Here is a 22,186-nt window from a genome sequence, read left to right on the forward strand (position 1 = left end):
CGCTGCGGCTCGCCGGGGCCCTGGTCATCCGGGCCTCGGCGTCCGACGTACACACGCGCCCGTAGGGGGGCGTGACAGGGACATCGAGGGCCGACTACACCTCGCCGGTGGCGAACAGTTCCAAGTGCCCGCACTTGGGGCAGCGGAAGGCCTCTATCTGCCGCCGGGGTCGGCCCATCCGCTTGGCGCCCCCGAAAATCCCCCTCTCCAGCGCGCCTTCGATCCATCGGGCGTAGCCACGGGAGTGCTCGCCGGCGTCCTCGATGAAACCTTCCACCAGCCCGACGGTGCCGCATTGTGTGCACGTGTAGTTGCTCATCCGGTGAGTGTAGGAAACGGTGCCCACTCCGCCGTCCCAGCCGGGCCGGGGTCGACGGCTGCGGGTACCGTCCTGGACCCGGGTGTTGTTGTCCGCCTCGGTGATGAGGGCGGGTACAGCGTCCGGACAGCGGGGCGCGCCGCCGCGGCGCTCCCGGCACACCGGCCGACGACGCCCCGGCCAGAGCGCGTCCTCCTGGCCCGCGCCGCATTGGCGCGGAGGGACCTCGCCGCACGACGACCCCGGTGAGTAGATACTGGCCCTGAATGCAGGCACGGACGAGGAGTACGACCAGTGGTCAGTGACAATCGCATAGGACCCCCCAACTTCGGCAGCGAACGCGACATGTTGAGGGCCTTCCTCGACTTCCACCGTGCCACCCTCGCCATGAAGTGCGAAGGGCTTACCGACGAGGAACTGCGACAGCAGTCGATGCCGCCGTCGACGCTTTCGCTGCTCGGTCTGGTGCGGCACATGGCAGAGGTGGAACGTGCCTGGTTCCGCCGGGTGTTCGAGGACAACGACGCGCCCATGGTCTGGTCCGACAAAATCGACTTCCAGGCGGCGTACGACGCGAGCGCTTCGACAAGGGCCGAGGCGTTCGCGGCCTGGGAGGCCGAGGTGGAGAACTCGCGCCGCATCGAGCAGAAGGCCGAATCCCTGGACCTGGCCGGGTTCCAGCCACGATGGGACGAGGAAGTATCGCTGCGGATGGTGATGGTGCACGTGCTTCTGGAGTATGGCCGCCACAACGGTCATGCGGACTTTCTCCGCGAGGGCATCGACGGAACCGTGGGCGCCTGAGTCCGCAGAGGCCCCCGCCCCGCCTCCGCATACCCACCGTTCACAGCGAATCGCCTGCGCTGGTGCTCAGCCCTGGCGGCCGCGTCTTTGAGGAACGGCTGTCCGGCCTGGGCGTCCGCCCAGACAGGATCGGCAGCTGCCCGTCCACGTCGACTGAGGAAGACGGGAGCCCGGCGCCCGGGCCTGCACCGCCGCGCCGGACCCGGCCGAGGCCGGCCGTCAGCGGTCCCGGCCGCCGTCGCTCGGGGTATCGCGTGCCGTCTGCGAGAATGCAAGGCGTTCTCGGAGCGCCGCGGTATGCGGTGGTCATCACCCAACAGGAGTACACACGGTGTCGCCACAGCACGGACTCCCCTCTTCCTCCGGGGAGCGCAAGCGCCCCGCCGCGGGCAAGGTGCGCAAGCAGCCCTCCCCCGCGCGAGGAACCAAGCGGTCCTTGGCCGCCGAGGGGCAGGGGCGGCCGTCCGAGGCGGGAGAGCGCGAGCGCCCGTCCGGGACGCAGGGCCGGGAGGGTGCCGCGTCCACGGCTCAGGGCCGCGAGCGCGCCATCGTCGGCCAGGCCCGCAATGCGCAGCAGACCGGGAAGAACCGGCACAACGGCCGGAAGAACCGACCGGACCAAAAGGGCGACGACCGCAGGGCATCCCACGACGCCGAGACACCCCGGAACGACGCAAGCGCCCCCGAGCGTGGGACCTCCCAGGACCGCGAGGACCTGCAGGCCGACTGTGCCAACTGTTTCGGCCTGTGCTGCGTGGCCCTGCCTTTCGCCCGCTCCGCCGACTTCGCCGTCAACAAGCCGGCCGGGCAGCCGTGCTCGAACCTCCAGTTGGACTTCCGCTGCGGCATCCACGAGCGGCTGCGCGACAAGGGCTACCCCGGCTGCACCGTCTTCGACTGTTTCGGCGCCGGCCAGAAGGTGTCCCAGATCACCTTCGGCGGCACCGACTGGCGTCAGGCACCGAAGACGGCGCGCTCCATGTTCGAGGTCTTCCCTGCCATGCGGCAGCTGCACGAGCTGCTCTATTACGTCACCGAGGCCCTCGACCTCGCACCGGCCCGCCCCGTCCACCAGGAGCTACGGCGGGCACGGGCCCACATCGACGGCCTGACCCGCGGCAGCGCCGAGTCGATCACCGGGCTCGATGTGAACGCGCTGCGCGGCGAGGTCAACACGCTGCTGCTGCGAGCCAGCGAGCTGGCCCGGGCTCAGGTCCCGGGCCGCAAGAAGAACCACCGCGGAGCCGACCTCATGGGCGCGAAGCTGGCAGGCGCCGACCTCAGGGGGGCGAGCCTGCGCGGCGCCCTGCTCGTCGCCGCCGACCTCAGCGGGGCCGATCTGCGCGACGCCGACCTGATCGGGGCCGACCTGCGCGACGCCGACCTCAGCGGGGCCGACCTCACCGGCGCTCTGTTCCTCACCCAGGCACAGTTGAACGCGGCCAAGGGAGACGCGGCGACCGAACTGCCTCCCACCGTCGGCCGACCCGCTCACTGGTAGGCGCGGGGAGCGCCCACGGCGCACACCACCAGCCCGTCACGGACCCGCCACCTCCGTCGAAGCAGTCCGGGCGTACCCCGCCCACGACCGGTCCGGGCACTTCCTTGACCGCGGACGCTGCGGGTGCCCACGGTGCTGGGTCCGGCCGGCTGGTCTCCCGGCAGAGTGCGCCGCGCGTCGGCGGGGTCACTGCCCGGACGCCTCCAGCATTGCGACAGCAGGCACGAAGCGGTGCTCCTCCGGTTGCAGCACTTCGTAGAGGTAGCCGAAGTACTCCGTCTCCGCCGTCCCCGTGAGCACCGCCAGCAGGAAGGCGAGGCACCCGGTGTCGTGGTGCTCCCACAGTGGGCCACGCCCCTCGTTGTAGAGCACCGTCCACTCATCGGGGTGCCGGCCGGGCCGCACGAGCCAGTACAGGAACGCCCCCGTTCCCTCCTCGAAGGCCCATGGCAGGACCCGCGCACCCTTTTCCAGCAGTTCGGCGGGTCTCTCCTCGCCCGCGTCCCACAACGTGGCCAGGATCTCGGCCCGTTCCGCGGTCTGCGCGTGCAAGTCGCAGTCGGTATGAGCGGAGTTGGGGACGAGCAGCCAGATCGTCTCGTCGAAGAGCCCGTCACCGTACGTCTCGACCAGCAGCTTGTAGTCGGCGGGCAGAGCTGTGCCGAGGGAACGCTCGGCCTCCGCCCAGTCCACCGCGCGCGGAGGGCCGACCGGCGGTGGGCAGAGGCGGACGAGGGTGTCGAGTGTGTGCACGGGACGGACGGTACTGGAAGCCCGGCCGGTGCGGGTGAGCAGGTCGGCAGGGCAGGCGAACTCCATCACCTTCGGCATGTTCGCCACGAAAGCCCCCGCTCAGCCGGCTCACACGGTGATCGCATATTCAACATTTCGAGCCGGCAGCAGCCGCGCTCAACGACTCTGATCGGTGCGTGCGCCTGATGGTCGCCGGCGCTCGGGTCGGTCGGCCCGCCAGTGCCCCGGATCGTGTCCTGAACGGCAGCGCCCAGGTCGCGGTAGCGCGAGCCCGAGGTAGTAGCCGGTGACTCGCCGGGTACTCGGCTCAGCATCAGATCGATCAACGGAGGTACTGATGAGCACGGTCAAGGAAACAGTGGAAGTCGACGTGCCCGTTCGCACCGCCTACAACCAATGGACGCAGTTCGAGAAGTTCCCGGACTTCATGGAAGGCGTCGAGGAAGTCAGGCAGCTGGACGATCGCCACAACCACTGGACCACCAAGATCGGTGGGATCCGCCGGGAGTTCGACACGGAGATCGTCGACCAGCTTCCCGACGAGCGGATCACATGGCGCACCACGAGCGGCGACGCGTCACAGAAGGGTTCCGTCCGCTTCCAGCGCGTGGACGACATGCACACCAGGGTGGAACTCGTCATGGATGTCGAACCCAGTGGAGCCGCAGAAAAGGCCGCGGACATGATCGGAACGCTCGACCGGCGCATCAAGGGCGATATGAAGCGTTTCAAGCAGTACATCGAGCAGCGCGGAGGAGAGTCCGGAGCGTGGCGCGGACGCATCAGGCCGGGGGGATAGCCGTACCCGCCGGAGGCTTCGATCCACCGCCATGAGGCTACGATCCGCCGCCATGTCCCGGCGATGAGCCCCATGTTCCGGCGATGACGGGTGCGAATGCGGCGGACGCCGGCTGCGGTTGCTCTCGATGGCCCCCGGAAGGGCGGCGTAAAGCCATGTCGGATCGACGCGTCCTTCCGGGCCGTCGGCGCGCCCGGCCGGCCCCTCCGAAGGGACACAGCCGTGACCACCGCCGTCGAACAGTACGAGCGACTGCTCGCCGACCACTGCACCTGGATGGCTCGGCGGTGACATCGAGGCGGCGGTCTCCGCGCAGGCCGCAATGCTGCGGGAGGCGGGTCTGCCGGCGGGCACCGCCGAGGCCGGCGGGGACATCGCGGTCGACCTCGGCCGCGGACCCGGCCGGCAGACCCTCGCGCCGGCCCGCCTCGGTTACGCCCCGGTGATCGCCGTGGACACCAGCGCCCTGCTGCTTTCTGCCCGACGTCGCCACCGCGCTCCGCCCGGGCGGACAGTTCCTGGCCACCTACCGCGACCTGTCCCGGGAAGTCCGGGGCACCGACCGCTTCATCCCTGTGCGCCCGCCGACGACCGCCTGCTCACCCGCTTCCTCGACTACACCGACGACGACACCGTCCAGGTACACGACCTGCTGCATGTTCGTGGCACGGACGGTGACTGGGAACTGCGTACCAGCAGCTCGCCCAAGCTGCGGCTCGGCCCGGCCTGGCTGGCGGACCAGTGCCGGGACGCGGGCCTGGAGGTCCGGCGCGCGGTCCCCGGGCCACGAGGGCTGCAGCTCCTGCACGCCGTGAAACCCGGCACCTGACCGGCCGGTCCGGCAGGACCGCGCGGACCCCGCACTGGCGTGCCGACGCCGCCGGACCGGAGCGTGCTGCCGGACCACCGTTGCCGAACAGGAACGATCACGCGAGGGAGTGCGGGCCGCGTCTCAATGATCCGATCCTTTGAAAGGAACGGCCTTTACAGGCGGGAGACCTGGTAGTGGCTGATGGACCAGCCTTCCGCCGCGCGGGTCACCAGGACCGACAGCTTCACCTCCAGCGGGGGCCGGTCCGTGAAGGAGAACTCCACGTGCAGGTAACCAAGGACGACGCCGGCGGCGGGCCGTCTGGTCTGAAGGACGCGGCATGCCGCCTTCATGCCGAGGGGCTGGGAGTCGTAGTACTCGGCGATCTTCTGCCGTCCGACGCCGTAGGGGTGCAGCCCCTGAAAGATGGCGTCCTCCGTGAAGAGGGAGGCGACGCGTTCGGGTTGGTGTGCGTCGACCGCCGCCTTCCACTGGTCGAGAACTCCGCTGAGGACCGCCGTGTCGTCGGGTGTGGTGGTCATGTCCGCTCCTCCCGTAACCTGACGTGCTGTCAGTGTCCGGCGCTCATACCGCCGTCGACGTGCAGGATTTCACCGGTGACGAACGGTGCCGTCTCCAGGAAGAGCACCGCGTCGACGATGTCACCCGCCTCGCCCATCCGGCCGACCGGGTGCAGGGCGGCGAGGAACTCATGGGTCTCCTCGGGGTGCATGGGGGTCTTGATGGTGCCGGGCGAGACGGCGTTGACGCGGATGTTGCGGGTGGCGTACTCGACGGCCAGGGACTTGGTCGCGGACTGCAGGCCGCCCTTGGTCAGCGAGGCCAGGACGGAGGGAACGCGTGAGTCCGCGTTGTCGACCAGGCTGGTGGTGACGCTGACGATGTGTCCGCCGCCCCGGGCGAGCAGGTGCGGGAGGGCCTGCTGCGTGAGGTGGAAGAAGCCGGTGACGTTGATGCCGGTCACGGCGGCGTAGTCCTCCGCCGTGTACTCGGTGAAGGGCTTGGCGATGAAGATGCCCGCGTTGTTGACCACGGTGTCGATACGGCCGAACCGCTCGAGGGCGGCGGAGACGACCCGCTCGGCGGTCGCCGGGTCGGCGATGTCGCCCTGGACGGTCAGGACGTCGGTGTCGGCGCCGGGGGCGATGGTGCGCGAGGTGGCGACGACGGCGTACCCGAGCTTGCGGTAGCCCTCGACGAGGGCGGCACCGATGCCCTGCGACGCGCCGGTGATGATCGCGACCTTCTGGTTCTGCGTGCTCATGAGGACCTTTCCTGGATGACCAGCGACTAGCCGACCGGTCGACTATTGATAGAACATAGGTCGGACACGCTGACGGCGTCAAAGGCCGGGAGGGTGTCCGGCGGGACTCGTTTCCTACCGCCTGAGAGGCTCAGGCTCGCAGTGCAGGTCAGCTGGGGAGCGCGTAGGGGTCGTGGGCCGGCAGCCAGGCGTCCGGGGCATGGATCCCGAGGTCTCCGACCCCGTCGCGCAGGGCGTCGATGGTGGCCAGGACCGCGGGGCGGTCCTCACTCGCGCGCCAGACCAAGGACCAGGTCCAGTACACCTTCGGCGCCACGACCTCACGGCGCACCAGGTCGGGCGGGAGCGCGTCGACCTGTCCTTTGGGCGAGTTCAGGACGGGTCGGGTGCAGCGGCGCACGTGGTCGAAATAGGCGGGGCCGGTGATCGCACCGTCGGAGATGCGCACCGGGCGGGCCCCGGTGACCTGCGCCAGCTCTTCCGCGTACACGTTCCACGAGGCCCATGAGGTGATGTCCTCGTCGATGAGGACGTCGATCTCCTTGGCCGGCAGATCGCTCGTGTCGGTGCCCTTCGCGACGGCGTAGAGGCGGTCCGCACCGAGCAGCGCGGCCCGCAGGCCGAGCCGTTCGAGGTCCTCGGTGCGCACCCAGCAGACAGCGAGGTCCAGGCTGCCGTCGGCGACCCTGGCGGCCTGGGTGTGGGAGGGGGCGACCCAGGCGTCGACGAGCACCCTGGCCACCGTGGTGGTTCGCGAAGCCAGGTCCGGCGGCAGCCAGTTGACGTAACCGATGCGCACCGTTTGTGAACCCGACAGCCGGCCGGCCCGGCGCTTGAGGTCGTCGGCTCGTTCCAGCAGGGCGCGGGTGTGCGGCAGGAGCGCGGCGCCGGCCGTGGTGAGGGAGACCGAGCGGCGGTCCCGGTCGAACAGCCGCACCCCCAGATCCCGTTCCAGCGCCTTGATCTGCTGGGACAGCGAAGGACCCGCGATGAGCAGCCGCTCGGCCGCCCGGCCGAAGTTCAGCTCCTCGGCGACCGCGACGAAGTACCGCAGCTGACGCAACTCCACGCGCGTCATGCTACGCGCGGCGGGGGACTGCGCCTGCCAGCTGAGACGAGGCCGGCCTGGACGGCGGCGGTGCGGGTGATCGACGGACGACATGCTCACCGCCGACGAGCCGAGCATGTCGTACGGCAGCTCTTGGCGGCGATCGGCGCCAGAGTTCCGGGAGGTCCCGGACAGGCCGACGCCGACCGGTGGCGGTCCGACGGACGAGGTGCGCCGCATCGGCTTGGGGCGGGCCGACGACAAGGCGGAGCTCGCCCGGAAGGCGCCGGGCCCGACCGGTACTCCACCCCGGCCGGGGCCGGGCCGCCGCGGCCGTCGCGATGGCCGCCCGTCAGGTGTGGCTCGGTTCCGGTTCCGGTTCCGGCTCGCAGAGATGCGCTGACGCGCGGCGGGGAAGCAGCAGCGGGGTCGCCAGCAGGAGCACGCCGGCCAGGCCGACGGCCGTACGCGGGCCGAGCAGGCTGCCGAGCATGCCCCAGACGGCCGTCAGGAGCGCGGTCGAGGCCTTCGTCGTCACCGCCCAGGCGGACAGTGTGCGGGTGACCCGGTCGGTTGCGGTGCGCTCGAGGCGGTAGGTGGCGTAGACGGGGTTGAAGACGCCGCAGCAGAAGATGAGCCCGAGCTCGACGCCCATCACCAGCAGCAGCCCTCCACTGCCCGGCCCCAGGAAGGCCAGGCCGACGGGCCAGAGCGCGCGCAGCGTCCCGGTTACCACCAGGACCCTGTGCTGCCCGAACCGGGTGACGAGCGGTCGGGCGAGCCGTGAACCGAGCAGCCCGCCGATCGAGGGCGCGGCAAAGGCGAGGCCGTACTGCCACGGTGCGAACCCGAGCCGGCCGAGCATCAGGACGGCCAGCAGCGGCTGGGCGGCCATCACCAGGCCGTTGAACAAGGCGGTGTTGAAGAACAGCGGACGCAGCGTGGCGTCGGCGAGGATGTACCGCCAGCCGTCGAGCAGGTCCCCGGCCCGCATGCGCGCGGTCTCCCGGCGCTCGGGCCTCGGCTCGTGCCGTCCCGTCGCGCGGATGCCCAGGGCGGAGAGCAGGTAGCTGACCGCGTCGGCCACCACCGTCGCCACGGGACCGAGGAGCCCGGTGGCCGCACCGCCCAGCGGCGGCCCGATGATCGTGGTCGTCCAGGACGTGGACTCGAACCGGGCGTTGGCGACGAGCAGGTGCTCGGCCGGCAGCAGCGTCTTCAGGTACGCGCCGGAGGCGGCGCGGAAGGTGATGTCGGCCGCCGCGACGACGACCGAGACCAGCAGGAGCTGCAGGAAGGTGAGCACGCCGAGCGCGTACGCGGCGGGGACCGTCAGCAGCGCCGCGAACCGCACCAGGTCCATCGCGATCAGCACCGGCCGCTTGCGGCGGAACTCCACCCACGGGCCGAGCGGCACCGCCACGGCGGCGCCCACCGCTGCCCCCACGGAGGAGAGCGCGGCCACCTCGGCCGGTCCGGCGTGCAGCACCCGGATGGCGATCAACGGGAACGCGCCGAAGGCGAGCCACGTGCCGAGCGCGCTGGTCCCGTACGCTCCCCAGAGCCACCCGAACCGCCGCCCCAGCCGATGTCCCAGCCGGTGCCCGCTCCTCATGCCCCACGCCCCTCGCCCGCTCACCCGCACCACCGATCCGCGTTGGGAAACATCAAAGCGAGCACCACAGGCAGGGATCAAACAACCACAGGGTCCGCCGTCCACAACCAAAGGTTGTGTTCCCATAGGGTGGCCACATGGACCTCGAGACCGTCCGGACCTTCGTCGCCGTCGCAGAAGCGGGGCAGTTCCAGGAGGCCGCCGCCGAGCTGGCGGTCACCCAGCAGGCCGTCTCCAAGCGCATCGCCGGGCTGGAGCGCAACCTCGGCGTACGGCTGTTCACCCGCAGCGCGCGCGGCGCCGAGCTGACCATCGACGGGCAGGCGTTCCTGCCCCACGCGCGCGAGCTGCTGCGCGTCGCCGAACGCGCGGTCGCATCCGTGCGCACCGGCCGCCGTCCGCTGCGCGTCGACGTGATCGCCTCGCGCAGCGCGCAGTCGGGCCTGATGCGCGGCTTCCACCACGCGCACCCCGAGATCGACCTCGACGTGATGATGCTGTTCGACATCGAGACGGCGGTCACCGCCATCCGGTCCGGCACGATCGACGCGTCCTTCCGGGCCGTCGGCGCGCCCGGCCGGCCCCTTCCCGAGGACATCGCCTCCGTCCGGGTCCTCGACGAGCCGCTCCAGCTCCTCACCGGCCCCGCCCACGCCCTGGCGGGCGCCCGGTCGGTGACCCTCGCGCAGCTCACCGGGCACCGGATCTGGATGCCCGGCATCGTCCCCGGCACCGAGTGGGCCGCCTACTACGACGACCTGGTCGCCGAGTTCGGCCTCACCATCGAGGCGACCGGCCCCAACTTCGGCTCCGACGCGCTCCTCGACACCATCGCCGACACCCCGGCCCTGGCCACCTTCATGGGCAAGCACACCCGCCTCATCTGGCCCGCCGGCCACGGCCTGCGCCGTATCCCGGTGACCGACCCGACACCCGTCTACCCGCACTCGCTGCTCTGGCGCCGCGACAATCCCCACCCGGCACTGGCCACCCTCCGCGCCCACCTCGCCGCCACAGCGGCCGACCACGACGCCGCCGGGACCTGGGCTCCGGGCTGGGTGATTCCGCGCTGAGCCGCGGCGCGCCTTCCGTCACCCTGGCCGGTTCGACAGACGGTGGCTCGGGGCAGGCCCGACAGCCGGTTGTGGGCGACCCCGGGCGTGGTGCCGCGGGCATGGCCTGGGGTCTCCCGCTCCTCCTGGTGCCACCTGGCTCATACGGGTTCGGGCTGCGGTTCCGGTTGCCGTACTGGTGCAGTCGCCGGGTCCCACAGTTTGGTGGTCCGTACGTAGCCGTGGACCACTGAGACCATAGCCAGGACGAGAAGCGGTCCGAACACCCAAGGGCGTTGGGCCATCTGCATCGGCAGATACCGATAGGTCAGCAAGAGCGCGACGAAGACCGTGGCGCCATGGGCGACCAACTGGATTCCCGACCGGTCCCAGCCACGTGCGAGCGAACGCATAGCTGCCTCGATCGTGAGCGCGAACACCACGCCGGCAACGAGATCCACGCCGTAGTGGTAGCCGAACCCCAGCGTTGCGCCGAGCGTGGCAACCAGCCAGAACGCGCCTGCGAACCGCAGAATCCGTGGTCCCTTGCGGGAGTGGACGAAAATGGTGGTGGCCCACGCCGTATGCAGGCTGGGCATGCAGTTGCGCGGGGTGATCTCGTCGAACGGAATCTGGTGCGGGGTATTGATCGGCGGAGGCGTGTCGGGCCACAGGTTGGCCACCGCCCAGTGCCCGCCGTCGGCGCCGTAGGCGAAGACCGGCCCGACCACCGGGAAGATCATATAGATGGCCGGCCCGAGCAGGCCGATGACCAGGAAGGTGCGCACCAGATGGTGGCTCGGGAATCGGCGCTCGATCGCCACGTTACGCAGCTGGTACGCAGCGACCACGACTGCGGCCACGGCAAGCTGAATGTAGACATAGTCGAGAATATGAGAGCCGATCGGACCGGTGGCCCTGACCATCCGGCCTGCCAGCCATGACGGGTTGCCGAGTGCGTGATCGGCAGTTGCCACGTACTGGTCGAACACGGCCGGGCGGGTCTTCGACGTGATCAGTAGCCAGGTATCACCTGCCTTGCGGCCGGCCACCAGCAGCAGGCCCAGCCCGACGCCCTTCAACAGCAGGACACGTTCCCGGCCCTTTCGGCGTGTGACAGCGATGACGGCATAGCCCAAAATCACCCACAACGCGCCATTACCGAAGGGGTGACCGTCGGTGACCTTGACGCCGAGCACCCACCTCACCAGGAAAAAAGCGATGTCGATGCCGATCGACGCACCCGCCGCGATGAGCCTTTGCCGCCAGGTGAGCACGACCATCATCAACGCCATGCTGGCGTACAAAAGAAAACCGGATTTGGGCGGGAATATCACCTCTCGCACTTGATTGGCGATCGGCCCGGACAGGCCGTAGCGACGCGCACCGACCTCCAGCGCGACAAGGAAGCCGAGGGCCACCACACCCGCCGTGGCCCACAGCATCACCTGCGGCCGGCGGCACGCGGCGAACTCAAATCTGGATCTTATTCGCGAAAACACCCGCGACGCGATAGGTATCAATTATTTGGCCGATTACTAGTTGTTAATTTGTTAATCAATTGGTCGCCCTTCACGCCGGACGGCGTGGTCCCCCCGGTGAAGGACAAGCAATGAGGGAGCTCGTGGTGAGTTCGATCATGTTACCCGAGGGGTGCACGTGGATTTCGCCGAGCCGAACCGGGACCGAAAGCGTCGCAGCGGCGGCTCGATGATGGTGATCCACAAAACTCCTGACGGACGGCACGGGCCTCATGGCGTATCACGTCCCGGTTCGGGGCACTCGGATGGCCTGAACGATTCATCACCAGGAGGCCTGTCATGATCGCCCTCGGTGTCATCCTGCTCATCATCGGTTTCGTCACAGGGGTATCCATCCTGTGGACCATCGGGATCATCCTCTTGGTCGTAGGCGCGGTGCTGTGGATCCTGGGCTCCATGGGCCACGCGGTTGCCGGTCGGCGGCACTATTGGTAGGCGTTGAGCCCTCTGCCTCGACGCCGGGGGCAAACCTTCTGCTCGCGTCCGAGTAACCCCCGGGCGCAGACGGTGAGTATCCGTCTGCCCGGCCGAGACGCCCGCCGCGTCGGCACGCCCGGCCCGGCGGGCGGAGCGTCTGCACGGGCGAGTCGAGCATGCCCGCAGCGAGCCGGAGTTGAGGCGCCCACGGAGTCCGCCTCGCTCCGCCCCTCCCCCCGCTGGGGCAATCTGCCGGTGTGAGGGGCCACAACCAGCTGTGTCTCGTCGACAGCAGGATGCGGGTCGTCCCTTCGGTGATCGACGTCTGGGTACGGATACGGCAGGAGACCAGGCCGGTGACGGCGCCGTGGGTCGCGGGGGCCTACGCGTGCCGCGGGTGCTGGAACCAGTGCCGCCGCTCTTGAACAGTGGGCCGGGGGCGACCGCTGGGCGAGGCGCGGAGTGGGTTCAGCGCGGCGTCGGCGCGCCGATGCCTGGTCGGCCGCGCCACCTTGCCGTCGTGGTGTGGCGCTCGGGCCGCCAGGTTGCCACCAGCGCGCCGGCCAGCAGGAGTTCGGCGATGTCCCCGCCGTAGTACATGATCTCCGCGCCTTGCTGGACCTGGTCGATGGGCGCGTGGACGTCGATGAAGAATCCGCCGTACATGGCCTGCGCGATCAGGGCGTGTACGGCGATGGCGATGCCCAGGTACACCAGGCGGCCCCGCACACCGGGCCGGGTGGGCGCGGGGTCGGAGCCGGCGATGACGTGGGCGAACAGGCAGCCCGACGCGAGGAAGTGGGCGTGCAGGAGCCAGTGCCCCGCCGGGTGCGCCATGGCGGCGTTGTACAGCGGGGTGAAGTACAGCACTGCCAGGGTCGCGGTGCTCAGCGTGAGCGCTGCCGCGGGATGCACCAGCAGCCGGGCCGGTGGGCTGTGCAGGAATACGGCCACCCTGCGGGCTTGGTCGTGAGGCAACGTGCGCAGCAGGAGCGTGACCGGCGCGGCCAGCACGAGCGCCAGGGGCGCGTACATGCCGATGAGCATGTGCTGGGCCATGTGCCCGCGGAAGTCGGAGTGCGCGGCGGGTGCCAGCGGCGGCAGCAGCGCGACGGCGAGCAGCGTCAGCCCGGTGAGGAAGGACGCCGACCGCCAGGGGCTCCATCCTTGTACAGCATTGCGGCGTCGGGCCCGCCGCGCGGCGAGCAGGTAGCCACCGGCAGCGCCGAGCAGGAGCAACGCCACCAGTACCGCTCCCGGCAGGCCGCCACCTCCCTCCCCGTGCTGGTGCATGGTGCCCATCAGGCGTGGCCTCCGGCCCGCTCGCCGCCACGGGCGGGCTCGGGGTCGAAGGGCCGGCCACTACGCTGCAGCAGATACCCGGTGATCACGAACAGGCCGCCCAGGAGGAGGAAGCCGGCGTCCCACCAAGCCTGGTGAGGGCCACCGTGGACGTGGTGGATACCGAGGATCTGGTGGTCCAGGACGCCCTCGACCAGGTTGAACAAGCCCCAGCCGGCCAGGATCCAGCCCCACAGCACCCGCGAGGCCCACACCGCTCGCCGGTTGTGCGTGACCCGCGCGTACAGGATGGCCAGGCCCACCAGTACGGCGATCCAGCACACCGCGTGGAAGATGCCGTCCCATATGGTGTTCATCTCCAGCCCTGACACCGTGTGGGGGTCGTAGTACTTCACCCCGATGTGGTCGTGGTTGGTGCTGGTGAGCATGTGGTGCCACTGCAGGAGCTGGTGCAGCAGAATGCCGTCGACAAACCCGCCGAGGCCGATCCCGAGCACAATCCCGGGCAGCCGCAAGCTGTTCGGCTCCGCCGGAAGCACGCGGGCCGTACCCGCCGTCGTGGCCATCACCTGATATCCGTCCCGTCGACAGTGTGAGTCGGAGTCAGACCCTCCCGACACCGTTTCCCGCCCGGCTCATCCCAATCAACTGCCCGCACGGCTTCAGCCACTCGCCGATGCAAGGCGATCCACCGCAGCGCCACTGTCGACATCGCGGAGAACATCGAGGTCGGCGGCATCTGGCAGGGCCGCGAAGCCGGTACTCCCCCTGCCCCGCCTCCGCCCCGGAAAGCCATCGGCGCGCCGCTCGCCCGGGCCGCCCCTGACTGCACATCGCCTGTGATCGCCGTATCGGTCTCGGGACGTGCGCCGGCGCCGAACTCCGACCTGTTCACTCACACAGATTTCGTGAACGAAGGCTCCCAGGAAGACGCCTGGCGAGTACCTCCGAGAGCCGTCGGGTGCGCACCTCATGGCCGGCCTCGGCACGACCCGCCTCCCCGACAGCGGCAGCGACTTCGCCCCCCGATCTGGCTACTGTGTTCAGGTGACAGAACTCAGCATCCTTGGTGACACAGCGCATTGGCAGAAGGACTTCGAGCGGCGGCTGCTCGCCTCGTACACCGCGGCCGGGCTCAGTGAGGCGGCCGCGGAGCGCATGCTCGAGGATGTACGGACCGACATCGGCGACTGGTCCGTGGCCGAGATCACGGACGCCGGGATGCGAGTGGGACACGTCGCCGTGGTCGTTGCCGAGAACCACGGTGCTCTCGCGGGCCGTATCGGCGACCTCCACATCGACGCGCCCCACACCGGCCGCGGACACGAGCAGGCCGCCAGAGACTGGGCCCAGCAGTGGTGTGCCGAGCGGGGCGCACGCCGCCTGAACATACGGCTCACCGAGCCCGCCGGCGAGCTGTTCGACGGTTACGGCGTCCGCGGCCAACTCAGGACGCGGCGCATCGATTCCCCGCCGACACCACTGGCCGGTGTCACCGCACGGCCGATGACGCGGGCCGAATACCCCGACTGGCTGGCCTTGGAGAAGGCCGCCTACGTCGACGACATCGTCCGCTCGGGATCCCTGACTCCCGAGGAGGCCGTACGCAAGTCCGACCGCGACTTCGCCGACCTGATCCCCCAGGGACTGGCGACGCCCGACAACACGTTCCTGGTGCTCGAGGCGCGGGGCGAGCAGATCGGCACCGGCTGGCTGAAGCACCGGTACCTCCCTGGGGTCACCTATGGCTACTCGCTGCACATCAAGGAGCAGTACCGCGGCAAAGGGTACGGACGGGCCGCGATGGCGGCCGGCGAACAGGCGACGCTCGAGGCCGGCGACACCGCGCTGATGTTCACCGTGTGGGGCGGCAACGAGGTGGCCATGAACCTGTACACGAGCGCCGGTTACCACGTGGTGGAGGAAAGCCGTTCCATCAGCCTTCCGCATCCTGGGGCCTGACGCCGGGGCACCGATGCGTCGTCGGGCGAGGGCGATCAAGGCTGCGACGTGGTGTTTCCCCGGCGGCCGGCCTGCCGGTGCAGGAAAGGCCCTTGACGGTACTCGACCCGTATGCACCCGTTGCCCCCGCAAGCTCTGCCGGACGGGGTGATGCTGCGTGCGTTGACAGCCGACGGCCCGGCCCTGCCCGCCGGCCTCGCCCTGCCCGGCATCGCCTTCGCCGAGTCGGGCACCCTTGTGGGCTCGGCAGCCCGCCGGGCGCAAGTCACACATCGCTGCCTTCGCCGCCGACGGCAACCCGCTCGCCGCCGGCCACTACCAACCGGCGGGCGGCGTCACCGGGATCGGGGGTGTCGGCACCCTGCCCGCCGCCCGCCGTCAGAGCCTCGCCGCCGTGACAGTGGCCTGGTTAGCGCCCTGGGCGGCCCGAGCACTGGCACCCATTGGCACGTGCTCCGCCTCAGTCGCCTATGATCATGAGCATGTCCGCCCTCCGTGAGCGTTCCGCCCACAGTCAACTCACCCCCGGCGAAAGCCTCTTGGCGTACGCCACCGTCGTCCCCGCCAAGAGCGCCAAGGGCATCGGTATCGGGGCATCCCTCGCGAACCACATGGTCAACTCCGTGGGCGCGGAGTCCGGTGGGGCGGGCAGCATCGCCGCGGGGATGCCGCCCACCTCCGGAGCGTTGCTGATGCGCGTGACCGACCAGCGCGTCGGACTGGTCCAGCCGCTGGACGGCACCCCGGTGTGGGAGGTGCCACGGGCGTGGGTGACCCGGGTCGAACGCCGGCCCCGGACGCAGCTGATGGCCCGCTTCCGGCTGCACTACGCCGACGGCTCCTGGCTCGCCTTCCTCACCATGCGACGCCGTACGGTCGAGCAGTTCCGCTCACTCATCGGCTGACGCAGGACCGGCCCCCTCCCCTCCGCTCCAACACACCCCCACCGGTGAGGGCGAGTTGAGCCTGCAGGCGCACACCGCGGCAAGTCGGTGCGATATACCCCGGCGGGGTATACCATCGGGCGTGCTGGCGGCAGTTCACGGCGAAGGGTGTGCATCATGCATGCGATCGGACACGCTCTGGTCATCGCCGCGTCCATGACCTGGGAGATCACCTGGGCGTTGATCCTCGGCTTCACGTTGTCCGCCGTCGTCCAGGCGGTGGTGCGCCGGGAGACCGTCGTACGACTGCTGGGCGACGACCGGCCCCGTACGCTCGCCCTGTCCGCGGGACTCGGCGCCGCGTCGTCGTCCTGTTCGTACGCAGCCGTCGCGCTCGCCCGCTCACTGTTCCGCAAGGGGGCGGACTTCACGGCGGCTATGGGCTTCGAGATCGCCTCGACCAACCTCGTGGTCGAACTGGGTGTGATCCTGGCGCTGTTGATGGGGTGGCAGTTCACCGCCGCGGAGTTCGTCGGCGGTCCGATCATGATCGTCGTACTCGCGGTGCTGTTCCGGCTCCTCCTGCGTGAGCGGCTGCTGCGGCAGGCGCGGGAGCAGGCCGAGCGCGGGCTGGCGGGGTCGATGGAGGGGCACGCGGCGATGGACATGTCCGTGGGCGGCGAGGGCGGGTTCCTCCGTCGGCTGCTCTCCCGCGACGGCCTCACCTCCGTCTCGCACATCTTCGTCATGGAGTGGGCGGCGATCCTGCGTGACCTGGTGGCGGGACTCCTGATCGCCGGGGCGATCGCCGCGTGGGTGCCGGACGACTTCTGGCACAGCTTCTTCCTGGCCGACCATCCGCTCGCGGCCAAGCTGATCGGGCCGCTGATCGGGCCGGTGGTGGCCATCGCCACGTTCGTCTGCTCCATCGGCAACGTGCCGCTGGCCGTGGTGCTGTGGAAGGGCGGCATCAGTTTCGGCGGTGTCATCGCCTTCATCTACGCCGACCTGCTGATCCTGCCGATCCTGAACATCTACCGGAAGTACTACGGCGCCCGGATGGCCGCCTTCCTGCTGGGCACGTTCTTCGCCGCGATGGCGGTGGCCGGCTATGTGGTGGAGTTCGCCTTCGGGGGTCTGGGCCTCATTCCCGACCAGGCCGACGCGAAGGTCCCCGAGGAGGGCGTCAGCTGGAACTACACGACCTGGCTCAACATCGCCTTCCTGCTGCTGGCCACCGCCCTCCTGGCCCGTTTCCTGCGCACCGGCGGTCCGGCGATGCTGCGCACGATGGGCGGCTCACCGGACCAGGGCGAACACGACCACAAGCACGACCAGGCACACGGGCAGGGTGGACACCACCATCACTGAACCGCCCAAGGGTTCTCCGTGCCGTGGCCGATCACCATACGCTCACTCACCGAGCCGGGCCGCCCGCAGCCAGGCCCGCACGGCAGTCCACTCGGGTGCGACGGACTCGCTGCGGTGCCGGCCGGCGCCTCGGTCCTTGAACCCGCTGGAGGTGGACACGCAGACCAGGGGGCGGTCGACGTCCTCGTCGGCGCAGGCCCTCAGCCCTGCCAGGCCGGCCGCTGCCGAGAGCTCCGCCCACAGGCCGGCACGGGCCAACTTGGTTCGGGGGGCGCGTAGTTGCTCGTCCGTGAGCAGGACCGCGCGGCCCGCGCTGCCGCGCACCGCGAGTACGCCGCGGTAGCTGTTCACCGGGCAGTCGATGCCGTACGCGTCGGTGGCGCCGACATCCATATGTGCTGCCGGCAGCCCCTGGCGCAGGGCGGCGGCCAGCGGTCCGCCGGCGGCGGGTTCGCAGGCGATCAGCCGGCGGACCCGGTCCGTGCCCCCGAGGCGGCGCAGCTCGGCGAAGCCCTTCCCGATGCCGAAGAGCACCACGCCGTAGCCGGTCGGGACGAAGACGGCCGCGGGGACACCGAGATCGGCGTGGATCTCGTACGCGACCGTCTTGTAGCCCTCGGGCCCGAAGGTGAGGCCGGTATGGGTGCGGGTCTGGTTGCTGACGGGCTGCAGCCCGAAGTGCTCGGCGATTCGCCGGGTAAGCGGCCAGCGTGCCTCCACCGGCACGGGCAGCACGACGGCGCCGTACGCCCGCAGGAAGGCGCCCATCGCCGGTGACAGGCCGGTGGAGGTGAGGACGACGCAGCGCCGCCCGGCACGCGCCGCGAACACCGCGGCGGAGGAGCCGTGGTTGCCGGATGACGCGACGACGACGCCGGGGGCGCCGGAGGCCAGGGCGCCGCTGACCGTGCAGCGGTTGAGGCGGTCCTTGTGGCTCCAGGTCGGATTGCGTGCCTCGTCCTTGACGGACACGGCCTCGGGCTCCACCAAGGGGGTGCCGCCCTCGCCGCCCCTCCAGCCCATGCGAGCGTCACCGATGCGCTTCCGCCATCCGGTCCAGCGGCGCCTGCGCGATGAGGGGCAGGGCCGGCACGCCGTGCTCCCGGTTCCGCGGCGTGCGGCACCAGGTCCCGGCGTCAGCGAGCGCAGCCGACGTCCAGCACCTCGACCACGTCGCCGCGGATCGTGTACACGAGCCAGCACCACTCCCCGAACGCGGCTGCAAGGTCCGGCGCCCGTGTCTCGTCGTCGCCGGTGACCGCGCTGATGAGCATGATGATCTCTTCGTGCATCTCGTCCGGTATGTCGAAGAGAACGTTGGCGGCCCTTTGGATCATTTCGACTTTCATGACACCTCCCGCACGAGCAGGAGCGGCACGGTTCGGCGAAGCCGAGTCCTCCGGGCTGCGCTCATTTTCCGAACAGAGCCCTCACGACCACCGTAAGCCCAAGGGCGTCCATCGATGTCGACGGATGGAAGCCGAGTTCGGTCCGCACGTCCACGAACCGCGCCCACTCCTATGGCTTGCGCAACAAAGCCAACACCAGCCACATCCTTCCCAGCCGCTTGACGCGCCAGGTTCCCCGGGGTCGTCCCATGACGTCCGCTCGATTTCACGGAATCTCGACGGCCAGGTCGTCCACCACAGCCCGTAGGCCGTCCTCGTGCCGTTCCGCGACACGCCTCTGCCGCGCCGAGCCGGACCCGTTCAGCTGGACATCCGCCAGCCAGTCGCCGACGCGCCGGTCGTCGCCGTACCGGCTGAGGTGGGGCTCGACCCGTTTCCAGAGCTCCTCGATCAGCCGGCCGACGGTCATGGGCGCGCAGTCGTGGATGTGGGTCCCGGGGAGGGTTCCGCTCGGCCCGTGCCGGGCGGCTTGCCAGTACGCCGCCCTCAGCAGCAGATCGGGGACCTCGGGCGCGAGTTCAGCGGCGCGTACCACCTCCACCGCATGGCCGACGAGGGCGCGGACGAGCAGTGCGTACGCGGTGGTGGCCCCGGCGTCGGGCAGCACGTCCGCGATGCGTACCTCGATAGTGGGAAGGTGCGCCGAGGGCCGGACGTACCAGTAGACCATGGCCGGATCCAGCGCCGCCCCGCTGCCCATGAGTTGGCCGACCACCTGTTCGTAGTGGGCCGCGCCGCGCAGGTGGGGAGGGGGTCCTGCCGAGGGCCATCGGCTCCACACCATCGAGCGCCAGCTCGCGTATCCGGTGTCCCTCCCGTCGCAGTAGGGGGAGTTGGCGGTCAGGGCCAACAGCAGAGGCATCCAGCCCCGCAGGTGGTTGACCGCCTGTATCGCTTCCTCCCGATCGGCCACGCCCACATGCACGTGACAGGCGTTCACGCCCTGCTCGTGGATCACTTGCCCGAAGCGGCGTGCGAGGGCCTGGTACCGTGCCTGGTCCAGGACGGGCGGCGGCCCGGAACGGCCCAGGACCGCCACGCCGCTGGGCACCAGCAGGCAGTCGTGCTCGGCCGCTGCGGCAGCCGCACCCGCGCGTAATCGGACGATCTCCGCCTCCAGTTCGACGCCCGTACGGCACACCCCGCTGACCGTCTCCACCTGGGACTGCGACAGCTCGGGTACGACATGCGGCCCGCCGAGGTGATCCCGAGCGGCAGATACGACGGAATGCGACCTGCAGACGGCCGACCTGGTGCCCCGGTCGGCCAGAACGAACTCCTCCTCCACGCCGAGGGTCGGCGGTGCGGGCACCTCCGGCGGGCACCCGGACCCGCCCGCGGCAGCAGCAGGGGTCACGGCATCAAACGGCTCTGGCACATCCAGCCCCTTCGGAAGACATCGGAAGACACGGGACACCGGCATCCACTCGTCACGACTCCGCGCAGCTCGCGATCACTCCTCACGCGCCCGGGCGCCCAAGCGACTTGTCGACGAACAACGAGTGGGAATCGTCATGCTGAGCCTTCGGGCGAAGGCCCTGCAAGCGGTTACCAAGCCACCATCGCACCGCGCGGACCGGCCACCAGGGTGTGCGCCGGGTCGTTCGCCCTCGAACCAATGATGCGCGAAGAGATTGACGCGAACATGGCCACCCCCTACCTTCTGACCGACTAACCGAACTATGTTCGATATACCAAACAGTACTTGCCGTCCTGAAGGCCCCACTCCCCCTTGGAGCCCGCATGACCACCTCCCGTCGCCACTTCCTGGGCCTTGCGGCCACCACCCCCCTGGCAGTGACCGGCGCGCTCACCCTCGGCGCCGGCACCGCGTACGCGGCCGACTCGGCGTACGTGATGTGCTACTTCACCGAGTCGACCAGCCTGGGCGAGGGCACCGACTACGGCCTCCACCTCGCCGTCAGCACCGACTCGCTCAACTGGACGCCGCTGAACCAGAACAACCCCGTCGTCACGCCCACCGAAGGCGACCTCGGGCTGCGCGATCCGTTCGTCCTGCGCAAGCAGGACGGCACGTTCGTCGTCCTGGCCACGGACCTCAAGGGCACCGACTGGACCTACGTCAGCCAGTACATCCACGTCTGGTACTCCACCGACCTGCGCACCTTCACCGGCTACCACCGGCTGAAGCTGCACGACATGAACACCCACTGCTGGGCACCCGAGGCCTTCTGGGACGCGGGCCGGGGCGAGTACGCGGTCATCTACTCGGCCGTCAACGACAGCGGACACAACGTCATCATGGTCAACTACACGACCGACTTCGTCACCGCCTCCGCACCCCAGGTCTTCTTCGACCCCGGCCATGACGTGATCGACGGTGACATGGCCGTCGGCGTCAACGGCGTCAACTACCTGTACTTCAAGAAGAACCAGACGCTGGTCGGCGCGAGGTCCACCTCCCTGGAGCCCGGGAGCTTCAAGGAGTTCAGCACGGCCGTCTCCCACGGCGGCACCGAGGCCCCGACCCTCGTCAGGTCGCTGACGTCGAACACCTGGTACCTGTGGGGCGACACCTACACGCCCAACGGCGTGTTCTACGCCTGGCAGACCAACGATCTCGCCACGGGCACCTGGACGGCCCTCGACCAGAAGACCTACACCCAGCCACTGAACTCCAAGCACTGCGGCATCACGGCCATCAGCAGGACCGAGTACGACAACCTCGTCGCCAAGTGGGACGCGCCCACCTGGAACCGCCTCAAGTCCTACAACCATCCGGCCCGTTACGTCCGCCACAGCAATTTCGTCGGCCGTATCGACGAATACCCCGTCGACCCGCCCACCGACTCGCAGTGGACGCTCGTCCCCGGCCTCGCGGACAGCGCGGGCGTCTCGTTCCGGTCGGTCAACTACCCGAACCGCTACCTCCGCCACTACGACTACCAGCTGCAACTGGACGTCGGCGACGGTACGTCGACGTTCGCCGCGGACGCGACCTTCTACCGCACAGCGGGCCTGGCGGACGCGGGGTGGGCGTCATTCCGTTCCTACAACAACCCGACCCGCTACATACGGCACTCGAACTACGTGTTGCGCATCGACCCGATCTCCACGACCACGGACCGGCAGGACGCGACGTTCCGGGTCGGCTACTGACCGGGAGTCGCCGCGGTGCGCATCCGGCCATAACCATCTTGCGGCGACGTTCTGCAAGGCATTCAAGCCCTCGGCGCTTCGGAGGGCGCCGAGGCCTTCTCCGCGAGACCTGGTGGAACTGCTCCGGATACGGGGCCACCAGCCTGTCGACGGCGTCGCCTGATCGGGGGCCCACAGGCGGGTCCGGGACGCG

At 69.8% G+C, this 22,186-nt stretch carries 22 protein-coding genes; 10 read left to right on the forward strand and 12 right to left on the reverse strand.

The window, feature by feature from the left end; translation table 11 throughout:
* Positions 1-94 precede the first annotated feature (94 nt).
* The gene (locus tag LMU33_RS05350) at positions 95-319 is read right to left on the reverse strand and encodes a hypothetical protein (protein WP_228617800.1); all 225 of its coding nucleotides are present in this window, start codon (positions 317-319) and stop codon (positions 95-97) included.
* Between the two features lie 294 nt (positions 320-613).
* On the opposite strand from LMU33_RS05350, the gene LMU33_RS05355 reads away from it, so the two are divergent.
* Both LMU33_RS05355 and LMU33_RS05360 read left to right on the forward strand, forming a co-directional pair.
* Positions 614-1,123, forward strand: a complete 510-nt coding sequence (locus LMU33_RS05355; protein ID WP_228617802.1) for a DinB family protein — start codon at positions 614-616, stop codon at positions 1,121-1,123.
* Between the two features lie 715 nt (positions 1,124-1,838).
* Positions 1,839-2,624 (forward strand): pentapeptide repeat-containing protein, encoded by a 786-nt coding sequence (locus LMU33_RS05360; RefSeq protein ID WP_228618349.1) that lies wholly within the window; start codon positions 1,839-1,841, stop codon positions 2,622-2,624.
* 186 nt (positions 2,625-2,810) lie between these two features.
* On the opposite strand, the gene LMU33_RS05365 is transcribed toward LMU33_RS05360, so the two are convergent.
* On the reverse strand, positions 2,811-3,455 hold the full coding sequence (locus LMU33_RS05365) for an SMI1/KNR4 family protein (RefSeq protein WP_308280752.1): 645 nt from the start codon (positions 3,453-3,455) through the stop codon (positions 2,811-2,813).
* Between the two features lie 259 nt (positions 3,456-3,714).
* Here LMU33_RS05365 and LMU33_RS05370 point away from each other — a divergent pair, with 259 nt between their 5' ends.
* Together LMU33_RS05370 and LMU33_RS05375 are read left to right on the forward strand one after the other, a co-directional pair.
* On the forward strand, positions 3,715-4,176 hold the full coding sequence (locus LMU33_RS05370) for an SRPBCC family protein (protein WP_228617804.1): 462 nt from the start codon (positions 3,715-3,717) through the stop codon (positions 4,174-4,176).
* A gap of 322 nt (positions 4,177-4,498) precedes the next feature.
* On the forward strand, positions 4,499-5,005 hold the full coding sequence (locus tag LMU33_RS05375) for a hypothetical protein (RefSeq protein WP_228617805.1): 507 nt from the start codon (positions 4,499-4,501) through the stop codon (positions 5,003-5,005).
* Between the two features lie 155 nt (positions 5,006-5,160).
* Here the strand turns inward: LMU33_RS05375 and LMU33_RS05380 are convergent, their stop codons facing one another.
* From LMU33_RS05380 to LMU33_RS05395, 4 genes are all read right to left on the reverse strand, one after another.
* Positions 5,161-5,529: a YybH family protein gene (locus LMU33_RS05380; RefSeq protein WP_228617807.1), complete on the reverse strand. Its 369-nt coding sequence runs from the start codon at positions 5,527-5,529 to the stop codon at positions 5,161-5,163.
* 29 nt (positions 5,530-5,558) lie between these two features.
* A complete protein-coding gene (locus LMU33_RS05385) occupies positions 5,559-6,272 on the reverse strand; it encodes an SDR family NAD(P)-dependent oxidoreductase (RefSeq protein ID WP_228617809.1) in 714 nt (237 codons plus the stop codon).
* A 148-nt stretch (positions 6,273-6,420) separates the two neighbouring features.
* Complete coding sequence (locus LMU33_RS05390; RefSeq protein WP_249813372.1) at positions 6,421-7,350, reverse strand: LysR family transcriptional regulator; 930 nt, start codon at positions 7,348-7,350, stop codon at positions 6,421-6,423.
* Between the two features lie 322 nt (positions 7,351-7,672).
* Positions 7,673-8,935, reverse strand: a complete 1,263-nt coding sequence (locus tag LMU33_RS05395; RefSeq protein ID WP_228617812.1) for an MFS transporter — start codon at positions 8,933-8,935, stop codon at positions 7,673-7,675.
* 137 nt (positions 8,936-9,072) lie between these two features.
* Here LMU33_RS05395 and LMU33_RS05400 point away from each other — a divergent pair, with 137 nt between their 5' ends.
* Positions 9,073-10,008, forward strand: coding sequence for a LysR family transcriptional regulator (locus tag LMU33_RS05400; protein ID WP_228617813.1), 936 nt, complete (start codon positions 9,073-9,075; stop codon positions 10,006-10,008).
* A gap of 140 nt (positions 10,009-10,148) precedes the next feature.
* Here the strand turns inward: LMU33_RS05400 and LMU33_RS05405 are convergent, their stop codons facing one another.
* The gene (locus tag LMU33_RS05405) at positions 10,149-11,432 is read right to left on the reverse strand and encodes a phosphatase PAP2 family protein (RefSeq protein ID WP_228618352.1); all 1,284 of its coding nucleotides are present in this window, start codon (positions 11,430-11,432) and stop codon (positions 10,149-10,151) included.
* Between the two features lie 375 nt (positions 11,433-11,807).
* On the opposite strand from LMU33_RS05405, the gene LMU33_RS05410 reads away from it, so the two are divergent.
* Positions 11,808-11,963 carry a DUF6131 family protein gene (locus tag LMU33_RS05410; protein WP_228617815.1) on the forward strand — a complete coding sequence of 52 codons (156 nt, stop codon included), beginning with the start codon at positions 11,808-11,810 and terminating at the stop codon, positions 11,961-11,963.
* 450 nt (positions 11,964-12,413) lie between these two features.
* Here LMU33_RS05410 and LMU33_RS05415 read toward each other — a convergent pair whose 3' ends face one another.
* Both LMU33_RS05415 and LMU33_RS05420 read right to left on the reverse strand, forming a co-directional pair.
* Positions 12,414-13,247 carry a cytochrome c oxidase assembly protein gene (locus LMU33_RS05415; protein WP_228617816.1) on the reverse strand — a complete coding sequence of 278 codons (834 nt, stop codon included), beginning with the start codon at positions 13,245-13,247 and terminating at the stop codon, positions 12,414-12,416.
* Positions 13,247-13,813: a DUF2243 domain-containing protein gene (locus LMU33_RS05420; RefSeq protein ID WP_228617818.1), complete on the reverse strand. Its 567-nt coding sequence runs from the start codon at positions 13,811-13,813 to the stop codon at positions 13,247-13,249. Before LMU33_RS05420 ends, LMU33_RS05415 begins: the two co-directional genes overlap by 1 nt.
* 481 nt (positions 13,814-14,294) lie before the next feature.
* Here LMU33_RS05420 and LMU33_RS05425 point away from each other — a divergent pair, with 481 nt between their 5' ends.
* The 3 genes from LMU33_RS05425 (at position 14,295) to LMU33_RS05435 (ending at position 17,464) form a co-directional block, all read left to right on the forward strand.
* On the forward strand, positions 14,295-15,209 hold the full coding sequence (locus LMU33_RS05425) for a GNAT family N-acetyltransferase (RefSeq protein WP_228617819.1): 915 nt from the start codon (positions 14,295-14,297) through the stop codon (positions 15,207-15,209).
* A gap of 482 nt (positions 15,210-15,691) precedes the next feature.
* Positions 15,692-16,114, forward strand: a complete 423-nt coding sequence (locus LMU33_RS05430; protein ID WP_228617821.1) for a hypothetical protein — start codon at positions 15,692-15,694, stop codon at positions 16,112-16,114.
* Between the two features lie 156 nt (positions 16,115-16,270).
* The gene (locus LMU33_RS05435; RefSeq protein ID WP_228617822.1) at positions 16,271-17,464 is read left to right on the forward strand and encodes a permease; all 1,194 of its coding nucleotides are present in this window, start codon (positions 16,271-16,273) and stop codon (positions 17,462-17,464) included.
* 42 nt (positions 17,465-17,506) lie between these two features.
* On the opposite strand, the gene LMU33_RS05440 is transcribed toward LMU33_RS05435, so the two are convergent.
* The 3 genes from LMU33_RS05440 to LMU33_RS05450 form a co-directional block, all read right to left on the reverse strand.
* Positions 17,507-18,487 carry a threonine synthase gene (locus LMU33_RS05440; protein ID WP_228617824.1) on the reverse strand — a complete coding sequence of 327 codons (981 nt, stop codon included), beginning with the start codon at positions 18,485-18,487 and terminating at the stop codon, positions 17,507-17,509.
* A 113-nt stretch (positions 18,488-18,600) separates the two neighbouring features.
* Complete coding sequence (locus tag LMU33_RS05445) at positions 18,601-18,813, reverse strand: hypothetical protein (protein WP_228617826.1); 213 nt, start codon at positions 18,811-18,813, stop codon at positions 18,601-18,603.
* Positions 18,814-19,078: 265 nt separating this feature from the next.
* On the reverse strand, positions 19,079-20,185 hold the full coding sequence (locus LMU33_RS05450) for a carboxylate-amine ligase (protein ID WP_228617828.1): 1,107 nt from the start codon (positions 20,183-20,185) through the stop codon (positions 19,079-19,081).
* A 431-nt stretch (positions 20,186-20,616) separates the two neighbouring features.
* On the opposite strand from LMU33_RS05450, the gene LMU33_RS05455 reads away from it, so the two are divergent.
* Positions 20,617-21,993, forward strand: a complete 1,377-nt coding sequence (locus tag LMU33_RS05455) for a glycoside hydrolase family 43 protein (RefSeq protein WP_228617829.1) — start codon at positions 20,617-20,619, stop codon at positions 21,991-21,993.
* Positions 21,994-22,186 lie beyond the last annotated feature (193 nt).

Origin of the sequence: Streptomyces barringtoniae, from assembly GCF_020819595.1 — a bacterium.
In the GTDB taxonomy this organism is placed as follows: Bacteria; Actinomycetota; Actinomycetes; order Streptomycetales; family Streptomycetaceae; genus Streptomyces; species Streptomyces barringtoniae.